Source organism: Wenzhouxiangella sediminis (assembly GCF_003410055.1).
Classification (GTDB): domain Bacteria; phylum Pseudomonadota; class Gammaproteobacteria; order Xanthomonadales; family Wenzhouxiangellaceae; genus Wenzhouxiangella; species Wenzhouxiangella sediminis.
The window spans coordinates 1-17,205 of the sequence record NZ_QUZK01000042.1; the positions used below are offsets into that span (position 1 = coordinate 1).

The window sequence follows — 17,205 nt, forward strand, 5'->3', positions numbered from 1 at the left end:
CTCAAGAACGTTCCGGCCCTTCGGGCTTCACCGGACGCGGCTAAACCCGCGCGGCTTAGCTCAAACGTTAGCTGTACTGGGAGATCAAATTGTACGAGGGAGTGAAAAACGGTTGGGGGCTTATTAAGGAGTCTTTGAGTGCGCTCGGTCGATATCCGAGGATGCTGCTGCCCCTTCTTATGTGCTGGATGGTCTATGCCCCGTTGCTCATCGTCCTCAAGTTCTATATTCCCTGGGAGCAGTATGATTTTGCCGAGAGTTCGGTCATCGTTTTCTGCGCGATTCTCGTTCTTTCAATAATTTTTTCCTGGTCTGCATTTGTTCTGCTGGAGTTGATTCGGCAGATCGAGAGTGGCGAGCGGCCTCGAATCGCCCTAGCAATCGCCAAGAGTATCAAGAATACGATACTGGCCCTACCGATTGCCGTAGCATGGGCCGTCATCTGGTTTCTGCTCAGTCTTCTGGAAGCCCTGTTCAGCCGTGCTAGTCATGATGAGGGTGAAGAGCTCACTGCGGAGAGTGCAGCAAGAACCGTAGCTGGGTATGAGTCGTTTTCCTTGTCCGGCGCTTTCTTCCAAGCGCTCAAAAAAGGCGTTCGGATGGCGGCCTTTTTGATTTACCCTGCCGTTGCATGGGAGGGGCTGGGTACGTCGAAGTCGATCAAGAAGGGCCTGGGCGTCGCAAAGACGCACAAAGCGGAATTTGCGACGGGCTTTGTGTTGACCGAACTGGCAGCGCTGGTCGTCTTCCTGCCTCCGGCGGTACTGTTTTTGCTGTCAGGCAAGTTCGGTATCAGCTTTCCGGACTGGGTCTGGTTTTCCACCATGGTCTACTGCGCCTTCGCGTGGAGCTTTTCGCTTTTCCTGGAGCAGATGTTCGTCGCGGAACTGTATCTATGGCACATGATCTGGGAGAAGGAATCGTGCCTGGCCAAGCGTGAGGGCAGGCCGGAGCCCGCGCTTGGGGATGTGAAGCGCCCATCCGTAAGAGATGACGTGGACGATTTGTTGCTTGCCGGATCCTCAAATTCAGCTGACAAGCCCGGCAAAAAGTGACGCATCCCAGGCCGCGCTCCTGCCCGTCGCGTCATTGAGTCAAGGAGAAAAGTAATCGGCGTCGGCGTAGTGCTCGAAGGGCTCGTCTGGTTCCGTCTTTTTCGGAAAAGCTCGACTAGCCAGGGTCAACCAGCTGAGATCGACACCTTTGAAGTGCTTAATCTGAAACGGCTTGATGTTCTCGACATCGGGTGCATCATCGACTTTGGCTAGTGGTTGCGTCGTTGCGCGCCGAAGCCCCACCTCTCAAAACTCCGGCATATGCAGGCGCGCGGGCCGCTGGTCGGGGTCGGCTGCTTCCACTAGTGCATTGGTCACTGCCCTGATCGCCGCCAGGCGGGCGTATCGCTTTTCGTTGGCATTGATGATGCTCCATGGGCCGTGGTTCGTGTCGGTTTGTTCGAACATGTCTTCGGCGGCCTGGATGTAGTCGTCCCAGCGTGATCGGTTGCGCCAGTCTTCGTCGGTCATCTTCCAGGCCTTGAAGGGGTCGGCGAGGCGGCTTTCAAAGCGGCGGAGCTGTTCGTCCGGGTTGATGTGGAACCACAGCGATTTCAGGATCACGCCGTCGTCGACGAGCATGCGTTCGAATTCGTTGATTTCGCGGTAGGCGCGCTGCCATTCCTCTTTGCTGGCGAAGCCCTCGACGCGCTCGACCAGGACGCGTCCGTACCAGGAGCGGTCGAAGATGACCAACTCGCCCGGGCGCGGCAGGCGCGTCCAGAATCGGTAGAGGTAGTGACGCTCGTCTTCCCAGGGCTCGGGGGCGCCGATGCGGTAGACCTTGTAGCCCCTCGGGTCCAGGCGGGCCACCATGCGCCGGATGGCGCCGCCCTTGCCGGCGGCGTCCATGCCCTCGATGTTGACGATCATGCGCGCGCCGGCGCGCAGGGCGGTCTGCTGCAGGCTCAGCAGGTCGTGCTGCCATTGGCGCAGGAGCTGCTTGTACTCGGCGTGTTCGAGCTTCGGGGCGGGCTCGAGGTCCTGGAGTCTTGGCATGATGTCGTCCTGCGCTCCTGTTGCCGCGCCCGCCGGGGTCGCGTCAGAGCTCGCGGGGCGATGCCTCGCGGTCGAACAGCCAGTGCTTGGCCGCGGCCAGGATGTGGAGGCCGACCAGGATGGGCAGCAGATACTGCCCCGAGAATTTGTGGACCGTCTCCGCGGCCTCGTGCACGCCTTCGCCGAGCGGGGCCGGGATGTAGAACGTGAACCAGCCGAAGACGTTCATGCCCTCGCCCTCGGTGAAGAGATAGAGCGGGCCGGTCAGCACCATGGCCAGCAGCACCAGGAGCATCAGGCGGTGCACGAGGCTGGCGGCCATGCTCTCGAACCGGTTGGCCGCGGCCGGCTCCGGAAAGCCCTCGTAGAGCCGGAAGCCGATCCGCCAGAGGACGAATAGCAGGACGAAGAAACCCAGCCCGATGTGGATGGACATGATGTAGCCCTCCGCCGCCTCGGGCGCGCTGCCGCCGGCCAGGCCCAGCGTCCACATCACGAAGGCGAGGATGGCGGTGATCCAGTGGTTCAGGGTCGAAATTCCGGAATAGCGGGCGGATTCACTCATGGCTGTACTCCTTGCGTGCTTGAAAGGCGGGATTTTGCCTTCCGGTTTCGGTACGCTCAATTGCATTCTACAACGAGATCAGTTGGCCGTATCCTGACGGGGCTGGACGTCGGGGAAAACGGTTGGAAAGGTATTTGCCGTGGCACTGGATACAGTTGCGGGTCATCGAGTCGAAAATCGTGCGTTGTCATTGGGAGTCTTTATTTCGCCCAGCCCAGATCCTCGAGAATGGCATAGAGTGCCGGCAGCGCGAGCAGGATTACAAACGTGGATACGATCAGTCCGAAGACCACTGAGATGACCAGGGGGATGACCGCCATGGCCTGGGTGCTCGTTTCGGTAAGCAGGGGCAGCAGGCCGGCTACCGTGGTGCTGGTTGTGATGAGGATGGCGCGAAAGCGTGCTCGGCTGGCCGCGCCGGCGGCTTCCTGCGCATTCATGCCCTGTTCCCGATAGTGCTTGATGAACTGCACCAGCAAGATGGCGTTATTGACCACGATGCCGGCCAGTGATGCGGCGCCGATCAAGGACGGCATGGACAGGTTGTAGCCCATCAGCAGGTGCCCCCAGACGGCGCCCATGAAGGCCACCGGGATGGACAGCATGACAATGGTTGGTTCCAGGTAGCTGCGGAACTGGAAAGACAGGATGAGGAAGATCCCGAGCAGGCCGATCAGCAATCCCCGGGCGATGGACTGGCCGGTTTCCCGCGATCGTGCGGTCTGGCCTTCCACCTGGATGTCGATGTCGGGCCATTGTTCGCGCAGTTCGGGAAAGACGCGTTTCGCGACGTCCGCGACGATGGCGTCGGCGTTGGCTTTCCGTGTGTCGACGTCGGCCGAGACGGTGACCGTGCGGCGGCCGTCGATGCGCGTGACCTGGGCCCACTGCCGGTCCTCAATGATGGAGGCGACTTCGCCCAGGGGGACCATCTGGCCGTTGGCCGTAGTGATGACGGTGTCTTCCAGAAACTGGCGCGTGTTGCGTTCTGCGCTGGACTGCCGCACCAGGATTTCGATGTGCTGGTCGCCGATCTGTACGGTGTCCACGATATCGCCGAGCAAGCCGCTGCGGATCTGGCTGGCCACTTCCGCGGCGTTCAGGCCCAGGGACAGGGCGCTTTCCTGCAGTGCGAGTATTCGCTGGGGCTTGCCGGGGCGAAGGTCATCGAGGACGTTGAAGGTGCCGTCGTATTCGGAGATTGCTTCGCCGAGATAGCGTGAAGCGGCTTTCAGTTCGTCCAGATCCGAGCCCTGGAGTCGGGTTTCGATGGGGATGCCGGCCGGGCCGAAGCCCGGCTCCTGAATGTTGAGGGCGATCAGGCCGGGAATCTCGCCGACTTCCTCGTACCAGCGATGGGTGAGCGTGGTCAGGTCCACCGTTCGCGTCTCGGCCGTCAGCAGGTCCGTTTTCACCGTCGCGACATGGGCCCCTTTCTCGCCGGCCCCGGCGTGTTCGTTAAAGCGGGTCTGGATGTTTCGCACCAGGGCTTGCCGGCCCGGCTGTCGCGGGCTGTATTCCTCGTCGAGCCGGTGCATGGCGTCTATTATGCGCTCGGTGATGGCTTGCGTTTGATGCAGCGGCGTGCCCTGCGGCATCAATAGCCGGGCTTCCAGCACGTCGCCCTCGATTTCCGGCATGGCCTCCATGCGCACATAACCACCGGCCATCAGGCCCACGGAACCGAGAATGACTAGCAGCATGGCCGCTAATACCCCGTAGCGCAGGCGGATGGCATAGTCGGCCACTTGCCCGGCTTTCTCCCGGGCTTTCTCGAAGCCGTTGTTGAAGGCGGTGCGAAAGCGCGATGCTGGCTCTTGTTGCTTGTCTGCGAGGCCGCTCTTGAGGTGGTGCGGCAGTATCCAGAACGCTTCGATGAGCGAAGCGGCCAGCGCGGCAATCAATACCACCGGCAGCACTTCCAGTACCGAGCCGAGCTCGCCCGAAAGGAAGGCCAGGGGAATGAACACCGAGACCGTGGTCAGGAACGACGAGAGAACGCCCGGAAGGATCTGCCTGGTTCCCTCGGTTGCGGCCTCCAGCGGACTGCAGCCCTCGGATGCCCGCTTTGCGATGTTGTCGGTGATCACCACGGAGTCGTCCATGACGATGCCGATGGCCATCAGCAGGGCCACCAGGGTGATCATGTTCAGCGAAAGGCCGGTCAGGGCCATCATCACGAACGCACCGGCAAAAGCGGCCGGCAGGCCGAACAGTGCCCAGAAGGCGAGCCTCGGGCGAAAGAACAGGGACATGACCAGCCCCACCAGAATCAGCCCGGTAATCCCGTTGCCTACCAGCATTTGCAGGCGGTCCTCGACGATGGAGGTCATGTCCTGGGTGATTCTCAGTTCGACGGTGTCGTTCTGGCGGGCTTTCTCCTCCTCGACGAAGGCCTGTAGCGCGTCCATGACCCGCAGGGCATCGTCGTGGCGGTTCTTGTGCACCTGGAGAACGACGGCGCGATGGCCGTTGAAATCGACGCGTTCTTCTTCCCGTTCATGAATTCGGGTCAGGGTGGCGATATCGCCCAGTTTCAGTACGGTGCCGCTTTGCGTTCCGAGCACCGGCAGGTCGGCCACGGCCTGCAGCGATCGTCTTTCGTCGACAAAGCGCAGCTGGATGTCGCGACTGTCGGTCTCCAGGGTGCCCAGCGGCATGTCGACGTTCTGGCCGGTGATGGCGCGTGCGATGTCCTGGACGCCGAGGCCGTACTGACGCAGCCGATCGCGGGATGCCTCGACTTGCCACTGGCGCTGCGACAGGCCGTCGACGATGACATTGGCGACGCCTTCCAGGGCAAAGAGGCGGTCTTCCAGTTCGTTGGCATAGCTTTCCAGGTGACCGAAGCTCATTGGGCCGTACGCGGCGACGGCGGCGACCAGGTCGGTCCGGTAAAGCTCCCGGATGATCGGATCTTCGGCGCTTTCGGGTAGGTCGGTCAGGGCTTCGATTTCGGTGCGGATGTCATCGAGAAACCGGCCGATGTCACCCTCGGGGGCCATGCTCGCTATGGTCTGGGCCTGATTGTCCCGGGCGGTGCAGGAGATTTCTTCCATGTAGTCCACGCGCTGCAGGGCTTCGCCGAGGCGCTGGCAGATGGCTTCCTCCACGTCGGCGGCGGTGGCACCGCGGTATTCCATGGTGATGCTGACTTCCGGCGGCAGGTAGTCCGGGAAGGTTTCCCTCGTAAGGTTGGGCGCGGCAAACAGGCCCGCGGCCAGAATGAGTATGAGCAGCAGGTTGCCTGCGGTGGGGTGACCGGCAAACCAGCGGATCATCGGCTTTCTCCGGCGGTCATGGTTCGCAGCTTGTTCATGGCTTCATCATCGCGCCGCGGGCTCAGGGGCATGCCTTCGATGGCGGGCACCAGGTCGTCGAGTATCACGCGATCACCCGCTTGCAGGCCCGAGTCGATCACGGCCAGTTCGCCCTGCTGCCAGGCCACTGTTACCGGCTGGCGCTTGAGGCGGTCATCGGCATCGACTAGATAAGTTGTTCCCTGATGAACGGCGCTGGCGGGTATGGCGATGACCGGATCCGGTGTGGGGGCGCTGATGCTGGCCTGAACGAACATGTTGCGAACCAGGGGAGGCCGGGCCGGCGGGTTGGCCCGGCGGTAAGGCTCTTCAACGGTGACGACCGCTTGGACGGTGCGCGTGGCCGGGTCGAGGCTGCTGGTGATCCGGGTCAGCTTGCCGGGCCATCGACTGTCGGGCGCACTGGTCGCTTCTACCCATGCCGTCAGCAACTCGAGCGGCAGTTGCTCGTGAAGGTCGGTAAATCCCTGGGGGTTCTCGACGCTGTTTGTCGAGTCGGGATTGGCCGATATCTGCGCAAGGACCTTTCGAAGCTCCGAAACCTGCAGCTGGATTGTGGCTTCTGCCGCGGCAATGTCGTCTGCGACGAACAGCGTCTGGCGGGGACTGACTTGCTGCCCGGTTTCGATTTCGGACTGGTGAACCCGCAGGTCCCAAGGCGCTTCGAAGTGTGTGTCGGCGAGATCCTCCCGGGCACCGGCCAGGGCAGACTGGCTCCGGGCGAGTCGGGCATCGAGCGCCTCGCGCCTTGCCGGAATCAGGTTGAGTTGATTCTTCAGCGACTGCACTGCCTGCTCTTGCTGCAAGGTGGCCCGCTGTTGTTCATCGCGTCGAGTCTCTGATAGGGAACCGCGATCTGCCAGGGTTTGCGCCCGCTCCAGTTCCCGCTGAGCCAGGGTCAGGCGACGTTCCTCGAGTTCCAGTAGCGCTCGGGTGTTCTGCGCTTCCTGATCCAGGCGTCGCAGCTCGGCCTCCAGGCCCGCGATATCGGCATTGGCCGAGGCTTCCGCCAGTTCGTAGCGGGTTGGATCAATCTGCAGCAGGCGGGTGCCTTTCGGGATCAGGTTGCCGCTTTCCAGGTCCGGATGCCGCCAGACGATCCGGCCGCCCACATTGGCCACGGCTTCCCAGCTTCGTGAGGGCAGCACCTGACCAAAGCCCCGTGCTTCAGTGCGAACGGTAAGCGAGGTCACTTCGATGAATCTGGCGGGGGGTGCGGCGGTTTGTCCGGCCTCGCGCTCGGGCGGCTGCTTCAGTGCCACCATCAGCAGCACGAAGGCGATGCCGGCAACCAGCGTCAGAAGGAGGACGAGTCTATTCTTACGAGTCATTGGGGGGCTCCTGGAAACTGGCGCTGAACAGGCGGAATATGCGGGGGGCGGCTTTTTCGAGGGCCTTGATGTCACCGTCCACCAAGCCCTGAACCACCAGGCCCTGAATGGCCCCCAGGTAGAGAATGGCGGCGGCCTGCGTATCGATGGTCGGCGTAATGACCTGCTGTTCGATGCCGCGATCGAGCAAGGCCACGACCTTCTTTCGGTAGGTCGCCAGGGTCCGGCGAACAATGCGTTTTGCCGGCTGGTTGCCGGGCTTCTGGAGCTCGCCCAGCATCAGTCGTGGAATGCCCGGACGGCGGGCAATGAACCCGACGTGCGCCAGGAACATGGCTTCCAGCGCCTGATCGGCGCGCTCATGTTGATCGGCGGCACTGAATACTTTTCGAGTCAGCTGTTCCGCCACCCAGCCGGCCACCGACTCCCACAGGCTGCTCTTGTTGGGAAAGTGCTTGAACAGGGCACCCTGGGACAGCCCGATTTCCTCGGCGATGCGAGCCGTGGTCAGGGTAGAAGGGTCCTGCTCGCCGCACAGGTGGACCACGGCTTCAACGGTGGCGGACTGGCGTTGCTCGGTGCTTTGATAGCTGCGCTTGGCGGGAGATCGGTTGGTTGGCATGGCCGCACGAAAGAAAGTGAGCAATTACTTTATTCTGGGCCATGTTCTTCTAATGTGCAAGCCCGGAGTCAGTCATGCGGGTGGCTGTCCCCGCCCGTGCAACAGCCTGAGAGATGGTTGCTAACGAGAGACCGGGGAGCGCTTTATGACGCCATCAAAACGCTCGCGCAGCGTTTCGAGCTCCTCGCTGCCGGCCTGGAGCCAGCTTTCGATGTTTCGGGCAAGCATCTCGGCTTGCTGGGTCTCGCCCTTCTCGCGATACAGTTCGAGCAGCCGGATGGCTGACTCCACGCCGTCTGAACCGGGTGCGTCATCCATCTGGACGAGTTGGTCGACTTCTTCTTGTCGATGGGCCGCTTCGGCTTGCCGGTTACCGGCCTGTTGGTGGATGTCGGCGGCGAGGCGCAACGTTTCCAGCCACGCGGGATCATTCGGTTCGAGGCTGTCGCGGCGGATGTCGAGCGCTGGCTGGAGAAGTTCCAGGGCCTTGTCGGGCTGGTCGGCTGCCAGGGCGGCCTCGGCGGCCATGTAGCGGGCGTTGAGTACGTCGCCGTGTTCCTCGCCGAGCAGGCGTTCGCGCCAGACGACGACCGGCTCCAGTTGCTCGAGCGCCTGTTGCGGCCGGTCGGTGCGCAGGTACAGGTCGGCCAGGTTCTGCATGGAGCTCAGGGTGAGCGGGCTGTGCGGTCCCCAGGCCTCGCGGGTGAAGCGCAGGATGTCTTGCATCATGGCGGTGGCTTCGTCGAAGCGTTCGACGTCCATGAGCGTGACGGCCATGTTGTTCATGACCTTGAGCGTTGAATCGTGGCGGCGGCCGTAGTGGCCGGCGAGGATGTCGTAGACCTCGCGCTGGACTTCCAGGGCTTCTTCCGAGCGGCCCAGGTAGCTCAGCGCCGCGCCGACGTTGAGCTGGGCGCTGTAGTAGGAGTCTTCCCAGGGTTCGAAGTGGCCGCGGGCGCGTTCGACGGCGGCGCGGAAGTGGGGCAGGGATTCCTCGATGCGCCCGGACAGGGCGTGGACGTAGCCCAGGGTGTTGATGGCGCGCACGGTGTCGGCGTGGTGCGGGCCCAGTTCTTCTTCGGCGCGCTCGATGTTCTCTTGCGCGATTTCGAGTGCGCGCTCGTTCTCGCCGGTTCGCACCAGGTGGTTGGCCAGGCTGTCGAAGGCGGCGTGGCGTACGCGCAGCTGGTCGGGGTTGTCGGGGTCGAGGTTGTCCAGGATGGCGTCGAGCTGGGCGCGGGCGGCCTCGTTTTCGGCCTGGCGCGAGAGCAGGCGGTAGTACTGGCGGCGTGCTTCCAGCGTGTCGGTGGCGCCGGGGCCCAAGGCCTCGACGCGCAGGTCGACGACGCGCTCGGCCAGGGGCAGGGCGTTTTCGACCATGCCGGCGTTGAAGTAGATGTCGCGCAGGGTCTCGAACAGGGCGGCCTGCAGGCGCGGCTCGTCGGCAAAGTCGGCTTCGATGTTGTCGATGGCGCGCTGCATCATGAATTCGTCGAGCAGGTCCTGCGCCAGGTCGGTGGGGTTGATCTGGCCGACGGCGACTTCGAAGGCCTCGATACCGGCTTCGACCGTTGCCTCGTCGGCATCGTGGGCGAAGGACTGCGCGTGCTGCTCCCGCAGGCGGTCGACGAAGCTCTGGCCGAGCTCGCGCGGCTGCAGGTCGCCGAGCATGGATTGCTGGAAATCGACCATACGTTCGAGTTGGGCCGACCGGGCCTCGGCAATCTGTTGTTGTTCGCGCGCTTCAGTCATGCCCCGGATGGCCAGGGTGAGCCCGGCGGCCAGGGAGACGGCGACCAGGCTGGCGGCGGTGACCGTCAGGGCGTTGCGCTGGACGAAACGGTGCGCAAAGTACCAACGCCCGCCTTCGACCGCGCGCACCGGCTGGCGGTCGAGATGGCGACGCACGTCGTCGGCCAGTTCCGGCACGCTCGCGTAGCGCTGGTCGGGATCATGGGCCACGGCCCGGGCCGTGATGGCATCGAGGTCGCCCTTGAGCCGGCGCAGCAGCTGTGCCGGGGTGGTGCGGCGTCGCTCGGCCGCGCGCTCGAGATCGGCCCGGTCGGACTCGAGCAGCCGCGAGGGGACGGGCGCGGGGTGCAATTGAGCCAGCTGCTCGCGGATGACGCGGGTGTCGGTCTTGTCGAACAGGCGCGATGGATAGGGCCGGCAGTCGGTGAGCAGTTCGCACAGGATCACGCCCAGGGAGTAGACGTCAGCGCGCATGTCGATGCCGGCGGTCTCGTCGAACAGCTCGGGGCTCATGTAGTGCGGCGTGCCGGTGGTGCCCTGGTGGCGGCGCTCGCTGGCCGAGCTCTCGGTCACTGCAATACCGAAATCGATGATTTTCGGCCGCGGCACGTCGTCGACCAGCGAGACGAGGATGTTGGCCGGTTTGAGGTCGCGGTGGACCAGGCCCTTCTGATGGGCGTGCGACACGCCCCGGCAGATGCGCACGAACAGTTCGAGGCGTTCGCGCAGGTCCAGGCGGTGCTTGGTGCAGAACTCGGTCAGCGTTTCCCCGGGCACGTACTCCATGGCGAAGTAGGGATAGCCGTCGGGGTTGGTGCCGGCCTCGAAGATCTGCGCGATGGCGGGGTGGTTCATCTGCGCCATGGCCTGGCGCTCGACCAGGAAGCGGACCTCGCTCGTCGCGCTGCGGATCTTCTGCTGGATCAGCTTGACGGCGACCATTCGCTCGACCGGCTCGAGCTGCTGGGCGAGGAAGACCTGGCCCATGCCGCCGCTGCCGAGTTTCTCGACCACGCGATAGCCGGGCAGCTTCAGTTCGTCGTCGGGGGCGACGGATCGGGACGAGTGGGGTGACTTCTCGTCGAGGGCGCGCGTGGCGTCGTCGTCGACCCGGGTACGATCATCGTTGCGTCGATCTTCGCTCATCGCGATGCCTTGTTCGGGGCGCTGTCGGTCGTCGTGCGTGCGACCATTATGCAACAGCGGCTTGCCACGGCCGAAGCCCCGAGAATCCCGCGACGCCGGGTTCGACGCGGCCACTGTCGCATTGCTGTCTGGTGCCAGGATTGCGTCATGGCGGCTTTCTGACGTCGCGGGAGCGCCTGCGCGGCGTTTCAATGGGCCTCGTTGTCAATCATGGAATGAGAGGCAGAACATGAGCCAGCAAGACACCGACACCGACGCGCCCAACGGCGGCGAGCGAATCGAGACCGGATTGCGCAAGGGCATCCGCGCGTACTTCGATGTCGACGACATCACGATCGGCTTCTGGGGCTCGACCTGGAGCGGCCGGGAAATCGTCACGGTCGAAGACCGCGAGGTCTCGCGCAGTCGCAACATGCGCTTCGTGTCCGAACACGAATTCAGCCATGCGGGCGTCGATTACCGAATCGTCTTTCGCGTGCTGTCGTTGTGGCGCGGGGAAGTGCGCATCGAGCTCTACCGCAACGGTGAGCTGATCGACAGCGACCAGGCCAGCAACAGCCAGCTGGGCATCGACCCGAAGACGGGGGAGTTCAGCTGGCGGCGCCTGGCGTGGAAGCTCGCGCCCTTCTTCTTGGTTGGTATGGTCGCCGGTGCGGCGGGCGCCTTCCTGATCGACCTGCTCACGGGGGGCTGAGATGGAGATCAACGCCGATACCGTCCGCCACGAGCGCCAGCGGCGCGGCTGGACCCAGCAGCACCTGGCCGACGCGGCCGGCTGCAGCCTGCGCACGGTGCAGCGCATTGAAAAGCAGGGCCTGGCGTCGAACGAAAGCGTCAGCGCCCTGTGCGCGGTCTTCGAGATCGAGCGCGAGCGCTTGCTGGCCGGCGCCGGTCGGTCTTCGTCGAGCGGCGGCGAGCGCCGGGTGGGCCCGCTGATCGCCGCGGCGGCCGCCGCCGGCGCCGGGATCGGCGCGGCGATCACCTGGCTGGCCATGAGCCTGGGCGGTGCCGCATGATGGGTCCGGACAACGGAGTTGTATCGGGAGGTATTCGAATGGTAGCCATTCATCGCGCTTTGGGCATCGGATTGATCGGCTGCGCCCTGGTCGTGGGCCTGCTGGCCGCCCCGGCCGTGCTGGGCCACGAATCCGGGCCGGAGTTCATCGACTCGTTCGACACGACGCTCGAGGTTCGCGAGGGCGGCGCGCTGGCGGTGAACCATGTCATCGACGTGCATCCGCACGGCGAGGAGATTCGCCGCGGCGTGTTCTTCGAGTTGCCGGAGGATGTCGGCCCCCTGACGGAGTTTTCGGCGACGCTCGGCGGCGAGCCCATCGAGCTCGAGTTCGACGACGGCGCGGTCATCGTGGCTGCCGCCGAGCCGCTGGCGACCCATCAATCCCATCGCTTCGTGCTGCGCTACCGGGCCGACGCGCCCTGGTGGCGCCAATCCTCCGGCACGGCGCGTTTGCGCTGGGAGCCGGTGATCGAGCAGTTCGAGCTGGCCTGGCGCGATGCGGAGGTGCGCATCGCATGGGCCGAGAGCCTCGGCGAGCCGCAGTGGCCGGCCGGCGGTGCGGTCGACGGCGGGACCTGGACGCGCACGCTGCGCGGCCCGCTCCACGGCGAAGACGCCGATGCCGCCATCGAGCGCATCGAGCTGCGCGCACAGGCTTCTGAGATTGAGTCCGGGGCGCTGCGCTACTACGGCACGGACTGGCCCTGGCGGCTGCTGCTGGCGGTCGGCATCCTGGGCCTGCTGGGCTTCCTGCACACGGCCTGGCGGGCGGTCGGCCGCGATCCCGATCTGGGCACGATCGCCTCGCGCAACGCCGCGCCGGAAGGCCTTTCGCCGGCGGCGGCGCGCTTCGTCGAGCGCATGGGTTTCGACGAAACAAATTTCGTCGCCGCGCTGGTTTCCCTGCGCGTCAAGCAGGCGGTCGAGCTGACCGTCGACGAGGACAACGATCGCCTGCTGCTGGACAAGCGGCCCCGTCCTGCTTCCGATCTGTCGCCCGGCGAGCGCGCCATGATGGCGGCCTTGTTCGAGGGCGAGGAGCACGTCGAATTCGGCCCCGGCGACAAGCGCGCCATGCAGGCCTCGTCCGCCCTGAAGAAGACCCTGGGCGAGGAGCATCGCGGCCGGCACTTCGTGACCAACGCTTCCCAGCGGGCCTGGGGCATCGCGCTGGGGGTGATGCTGCTCTGCTTCGCCGTCGTGGCGGTCGTGGTTCAGGCAAGCGACGCGATCACGCCCGATCCCTGGGTGATTGCCCTGGGCATTGCCGCGGCGGCGGCCGGCCTGTTTGCGCCGCTGATCTACTTCGAGCTGTTCAAGGCACCGACGAGAGCGGGCGCCGAGGCCAAGCGCCAGATCGCCGGTCTCAAGCGCTATTTCGAAGACGACCGCGCGCCGGTGAGCGACGCCAGGCATTTCATTGCCTTGTTGCCCTACGCCGTCGCCCTCGACTGCGAGGAAGCCTGGCGCGATCGCTTCGAAGGCGAGGACGAGTCCGGCCTGGATGCCGACACCGCCGAGGTGCTGGCCTGGTACCGCGAGTTCCAGCGCCGCCACGAGCAGATCGGCGCCATCATTCCGATCATCGCCGGGGCGACGGCGGCCAACACGGCCGCCACCGCGAGTGCCGGCGGGGCCTCGGCCGGCGGCGTCTGATCGCTGCGCTCAGTCGCGGCTTTCCGGTCGCCTGGGATCGGGAATCACGGCGAGCATCAGCGCCATCGCGAGGATGGCGAAAACCAGCACGGCTCTGCCGACGGCGTTCATGGTGGGCACGGCAACCGGCGAGACGCTGCCGCGAATGCAGGCCGCGGCGCTGGCTGCCTGATCCAGGAAACCCGTAAAGTCCACCGATCCCGCGCCGCCGTTGGCCGAGTCGATCACCGCATCGCCGGTTCCGCCGCTGTTGCCGGGATGCGTCGGGCCGGAGGCATCGCCCCAGTAATTGTTCCGGGCCGACAGGGCCGTGCCCTGCGCGAGCTCCGCACCGGTCGTGGTGTTGCCGGTGAAGTCGGAGCAGGTCAGTCGCGCCTGCGCGCCGCTTTCGACGATGAATCGCGCTCCGGTGCCGTTGCCGTCGAACCGGGCGGTCTCGACCACGAGCTGGTTGACGACCGTGGGCGCCAGGCCGACCGGGCTGCCGCTGACTTCCAGGTCCCGAAACGTGCCGAAGCCGAGCTGCGGCAGCGCGAGCCCGGTGCCGGTGTTGTTGGTCACGAAGGCTTCGTTGATGTCCAGGTCGACCGGGCTGGCGGCGTCGATGCGGATGCCGTCGAGGTTGCCGTCGAACTGGCTGCCGATCAGCTCATACTGGCTGGCGCCGCCGTTCTGAGCGTTGGTCAGCAGCAGCCCCGCCGCCGGATTGTCGTCGGCCTGCAGGTCGTCGAGCACGGCCGCGTTGGCGCTTACCAGGATGCCCGAGCCCTGCAGGGGAGGATTCGGCGGAATGGGCAGGCTCTGGCTTCCGACCACGCGTTGCAGGTCGGCGGTATCGGCGATGACGATCACCCCGTTGAGGTTGTCGAGGGCCTCGGCGTCGTCGAGATCGACGGAGACGGCCTGGAGCACGATGCCGGGGCCGGCGTTGTCGTAGGCGTTCACGCCGTCGAGCTGCGCACTGCCGGTCGACGAGGCAACGCCGATACCGGCCAGGCCGTTGTTGATGGCCTCGAGATTCTGCGCGAACAGCGTCCCGACGGCGCCGCCTCGCGGCGAGGGCGGCGGGAGTTCTTCGAACGGTGAGGTCGCCTGCCATGCCAGTCCTTCGAGCCCGAACCGGCGGGTGACCAGCATGCAGTCGTCGGGGCCGAAAAAGATCGTCAGGCCGTTGGAGAAATTGTTGACGGCGGATGCATTGCGAACGTCGGCGTGGGTGCAGGCGTAGAGCTGCGCGCCGGTGTCGTTGTTCGGTGCCGACAGGCCGTCGAGCGTCAGCTCACCGGTGACGTAGAGTGCGACGCCGACGTCGTTGTTTCGGAGTCCGGTCAGGTCGATCCCCACGAGGTTGCCGTCCACGGCCAGCGAGATCCCCGAGGCGTCGTTGGTGACCGCCTCGACGCGCGCCAGGTCGGCATCGCCCGTCACTTGCCCGACCAGGCCAGACGAGGCCGCGCCGCTCGCCCTGATGTCCTCGGTAATGAGGTCTCCGACGATCGACACGCCGACGGCGGCGCTGTCGGGGGACGTGACGGTCAGGCCGCGCAGCGCCACGTCGCCGGTGAACGGACCCATCAGGCCGCTGTTGATTCCCGTGCCGGTGCCCGGGCCGCCGGATGCGGCCGGGTCGATGTTCACGCCCGAAGTGGCCGGCTGGCCCGCCGCGTCGACGGCCTGCAGCGCGATGTCGCCCGGACTGCCGGCGATGGCCGAGCCCATGGTGCCCAGGGTGACGCTTTCGGCATACAGGCCCGGGAAGATCAGCACCTCGGCGGGTGCCGGACCGGCGTTGTCGACGGCTTCCTGGATGGTGGCGAAGCAGGGCGAGTTGCCGGCGCAGTTGAGGTTGGGGTCGGCGTGGACGGGGCTTGCCGCGAGGCTGCTCGCCGCCGGCCAGGCCGAAAGAACCAGCATGGCGGCGGCGGAAATCGAGCGAATACGGGGCATGAGTTCGGGCATGATGGCAGGCAATCGTGTGTCGACTACTGCATCAATGCCGAAGGACGGCACGAGCGCACACTGCAGCGGGATCGCCCGCGGCGATGTCTCGATTCCGGCCCGAAACACGTTAGATCAACAGAAAAACCTGCCGAGTATCCACGCAACCCGACTACGGAGCTGACATGTCGTTTTCAATTCGCAACAAGGGCTGGCTCGCCGGCCTGTTCGCGCTGGCCGGTCTGTGCTCGAACGCGAGCGCCGACACGGTCATCGTCTACGACGCCTCGAACTCGATGTGGGGCCAGATCGAGGGTGAGGCCAAGGTCACCATCGCGCGGCGGGTGCTGGGCGACCTGGTGCGCGACTGGGACGAGTCCGAGCCGCTGGGCCTGGTTGCCTACGGGCATCGGCGCGAGGGCGACTGCAACGACATCGAGACGGTCGTCGCCCCGGGGCCGATCGACCGCGATGCGCTGCTCGCGCAGATCGAGGCTATCTCGCCCAAGGGCAAGACGCCGTTGACCGCCGCCGTTCGCCACGCCGCCGAAGAACTGAAGTACCGCGACGCGCCGGCCAACGTGATCCTGATTTCCGACGGCATCGAGACCTGCAACGCCGATCCCTGCGCGGCGGCCAGCGAACTCAGCGAGGCGGGCATCAATTTCACCGCGCACGTCATCGGCTTCGACGTGGGCGACGCCGACCAGGCGCAGCTGGCCTGCATCGCCGAGAACACCGGCGGGCAGTTCTTCGCCGCGCGCGATGCCGAAGGACTCCAGGCCGCACTGGACGAGGCCAGCCAGATGGCCACCGAGGAGGTACCCGAGCCCGAGGTGACGATCACTGCGCCCGAAACGGCGGTGGCGGGCTCGAACGTCGAAGTCAGCTGGCAGGGCGAGAAGATCCAGCCGCGCGACCTGGTCACGATCGTGCCCGCCGACGCCGAGCCGGACGCGCGCGGCCACTACCAGCGCGTGGGCGAGGAAAGCTCGGCGGTGCTGCGGGCGCCGGGCGAGCCGGGTCCGTACGAGGCGCGCTACGTCGCCAGCGCGACGGGCCAGGCGGTGGCCCGCGCACCGATCGAACTGACCGAGCCGCAGGTCACCGTCACGGCGCCGGAGACGGCGGCCGCCGGATCGGATTTCGACGTCGAGTGGACGGGTACCGTGCATCCGCGAGACAAGGTCACCATCGTCAAGGCCGACGCAGCCGACGACGCCTACGGTGACTACCTGCGCACCGGAAATGCCGAGTCGGGCACCCTGCAGGCGCCTTCCGACCCGGGTGCCTACGAGGTGCGCTACCTGCTCGAGACCGACGGTCTGGCCGTGGCTCGCACGCCGATCGAGATCGTCGAGAAGGCGGTGAGCGTGTCGGGGCCGGAGTCGGTGACGGCCGGCTCGGATTTCTCGGTGGAATGGAGCGACGTAGTCCATCCGCGCGACAAGGTCACCATCGTCGCGGCCGGTTCGGCCGAGGACGCCTACGGCGAGTATCTCCGGGTGGGTGAGGCGCGTAGCGGCACCCTGCAGGCGCCTTCCGAAGCCGGCGATTACGAGATCAGATACCTGCTGGAAGAAAACGGCCGATCGGTTGCTGCCGCGCCGGTGACGGTCACCGGGGCGGAAACCAGCGTTTCGGGGCCCGAGTCGGTAGTGGCCGGCAGCAATTTCACGGTCGAGTGGACGAACACGATCCATCCGCGCGACAAGGTCACCGTCGTCGGCGCCGGGGCGCCGGGCGACGCCTACGGCGAATACCTGCGCACCGGCAACGCGGCCTCGGGCAGCCTGCAGGCGC

At 65.5% G+C, this 17,205-nt stretch carries 11 protein-coding genes and 1 pseudogene; 5 read left to right on the top strand and 7 right to left on the bottom strand.

Annotated features, from left to right (window positions below; genetic code table 11):
* The first annotated feature begins 161 nt into the window (after positions 1-161).
* Positions 162-1,055, top strand: a complete 894-nt coding sequence (locus tag DZC52_RS11115) for a hypothetical protein (protein WP_116651223.1) — start codon at positions 162-164, stop codon at positions 1,053-1,055.
* Positions 1,056-1,301: 246 nt separating this feature from the next.
* Here the strand turns inward: DZC52_RS11115 and DZC52_RS11120 are convergent, their stop codons facing one another.
* The 6 genes from DZC52_RS11120 to DZC52_RS11145 form a co-directional block, all read right to left on the bottom strand.
* Positions 1,302-2,054, bottom strand: coding sequence for a polyphosphate kinase 2 family protein (locus tag DZC52_RS11120; protein ID WP_116651224.1), 753 nt, complete (start codon positions 2,052-2,054; stop codon positions 1,302-1,304).
* A 43-nt stretch (positions 2,055-2,097) separates the two neighbouring features.
* Positions 2,098-2,619 carry a cytochrome b gene (locus DZC52_RS11125; protein ID WP_181918916.1) on the bottom strand — a complete coding sequence of 174 codons (522 nt, stop codon included), beginning with the start codon at positions 2,617-2,619 and terminating at the stop codon, positions 2,098-2,100.
* Positions 2,620-2,819: 200 nt separating this feature from the next.
* Positions 2,820-5,900 carry an efflux RND transporter permease subunit gene (locus DZC52_RS11130; protein WP_116651226.1) on the bottom strand — a complete coding sequence of 1,027 codons (3,081 nt, stop codon included), beginning with the start codon at positions 5,898-5,900 and terminating at the stop codon, positions 2,820-2,822.
* The gene (locus DZC52_RS11135) at positions 5,897-7,270 is read right to left on the bottom strand and encodes an efflux RND transporter periplasmic adaptor subunit (RefSeq protein WP_116651227.1); all 1,374 of its coding nucleotides are present in this window, start codon (positions 7,268-7,270) and stop codon (positions 5,897-5,899) included. Before DZC52_RS11135 ends, DZC52_RS11130 begins: the two co-directional genes overlap by 4 nt.
* Positions 7,260-7,892: a TetR/AcrR family transcriptional regulator gene (locus DZC52_RS11140; protein ID WP_116651228.1), complete on the bottom strand. Its 633-nt coding sequence runs from the start codon at positions 7,890-7,892 to the stop codon at positions 7,260-7,262. The genes DZC52_RS11135 and DZC52_RS11140 overlap by 11 nt, the downstream gene beginning before the upstream one ends.
* Before the next feature lie 120 nt (positions 7,893-8,012).
* Positions 8,013-10,790 (bottom strand): serine/threonine-protein kinase, encoded by a 2,778-nt coding sequence (locus tag DZC52_RS11145; RefSeq protein ID WP_147307673.1) that lies wholly within the window; start codon positions 10,788-10,790, stop codon positions 8,013-8,015.
* Positions 10,791-11,019: 229 nt separating this feature from the next.
* Between DZC52_RS11145 and DZC52_RS11150 the strand changes: the two genes are divergently transcribed.
* From DZC52_RS11150 to DZC52_RS11160, 3 genes are read left to right on the top strand one after another with little or no spacing between them, the layout of a single operon-like run.
* Positions 11,020-11,484, top strand: coding sequence for a hypothetical protein (locus DZC52_RS11150; RefSeq protein WP_116651230.1), 465 nt, complete (start codon positions 11,020-11,022; stop codon positions 11,482-11,484).
* Position 11,485: 1 nt separating this feature from the next.
* Positions 11,486-11,806: a helix-turn-helix domain-containing protein gene (locus DZC52_RS11155; RefSeq protein WP_116651231.1), complete on the top strand. Its 321-nt coding sequence runs from the start codon at positions 11,486-11,488 to the stop codon at positions 11,804-11,806.
* Positions 11,807-11,844: 38 nt separating this feature from the next.
* A complete protein-coding gene (locus tag DZC52_RS11160; RefSeq protein WP_181918917.1) occupies positions 11,845-13,464 on the top strand; it encodes a DUF2207 family protein in 1,620 nt (539 codons plus the stop codon).
* Between the two features lie 9 nt (positions 13,465-13,473).
* Here DZC52_RS11160 and DZC52_RS11165 read toward each other — a convergent pair whose 3' ends face one another.
* Positions 13,474-15,423 (bottom strand): hypothetical protein, encoded by a 1,950-nt coding sequence (locus DZC52_RS11165; RefSeq protein ID WP_116651233.1) that lies wholly within the window; start codon positions 15,421-15,423, stop codon positions 13,474-13,476.
* A gap of 164 nt (positions 15,424-15,587) precedes the next feature.
* Between DZC52_RS11165 and DZC52_RS15960 the strand changes: the two are divergent.
* Positions 15,588-16,175: pseudogene (locus DZC52_RS15960) on the top strand (vWA domain-containing protein); the annotation flags it as partial.
* Between the last annotated feature and the right edge of the window lie 1,030 nt (positions 16,176-17,205).

Coding starts and splice junctions, on each gene's coding strand:
- DZC52_RS11125 (WP_181918916.1), bottom strand. CDS start 2,619: ATGAGTGAATCCGCCCGCTATTCCGGAATTTCGACCCTGAACCACTGG.
- DZC52_RS11155 (WP_116651231.1), top strand. CDS start 11,486: ATGGAGATCAACGCCGATACCGTCCGCCACGAGCGCCAGCGGCGCGGC.
- DZC52_RS11165 (WP_116651233.1), bottom strand. CDS start 15,423: ATGCCCGAACTCATGCCCCGTATTCGCTCGATTTCCGCCGCCGCCATG.
- DZC52_RS11135 (WP_116651227.1), bottom strand. CDS start 7,270: ATGACTCGTAAGAATAGACTCGTCCTCCTTCTGACGCTGGTTGCCGGC.
- DZC52_RS11130 (WP_116651226.1), bottom strand. CDS start 5,900: ATGATCCGCTGGTTTGCCGGTCACCCCACCGCAGGCAACCTGCTGCTC.
- DZC52_RS11120 (WP_116651224.1), bottom strand. CDS start 2,054: ATGCCAAGACTCCAGGACCTCGAGCCCGCCCCGAAGCTCGAACACGCC.
- DZC52_RS11115 (WP_116651223.1), top strand. CDS start 162: ATGCTGCTGCCCCTTCTTATGTGCTGGATGGTCTATGCCCCGTTGCTC.
- DZC52_RS11160 (WP_181918917.1), top strand. CDS start 11,845: ATGGTAGCCATTCATCGCGCTTTGGGCATCGGATTGATCGGCTGCGCC.
- DZC52_RS11145 (WP_147307673.1), bottom strand. CDS start 10,790: ATGAGCGAAGATCGACGCAACGATGATCGTACCCGGGTCGACGACGAC.
- DZC52_RS11150 (WP_116651230.1), top strand. CDS start 11,020: ATGAGCCAGCAAGACACCGACACCGACGCGCCCAACGGCGGCGAGCGA.
- DZC52_RS11140 (WP_116651228.1), bottom strand. CDS start 7,892: ATGCCAACCAACCGATCTCCCGCCAAGCGCAGCTATCAAAGCACCGAG.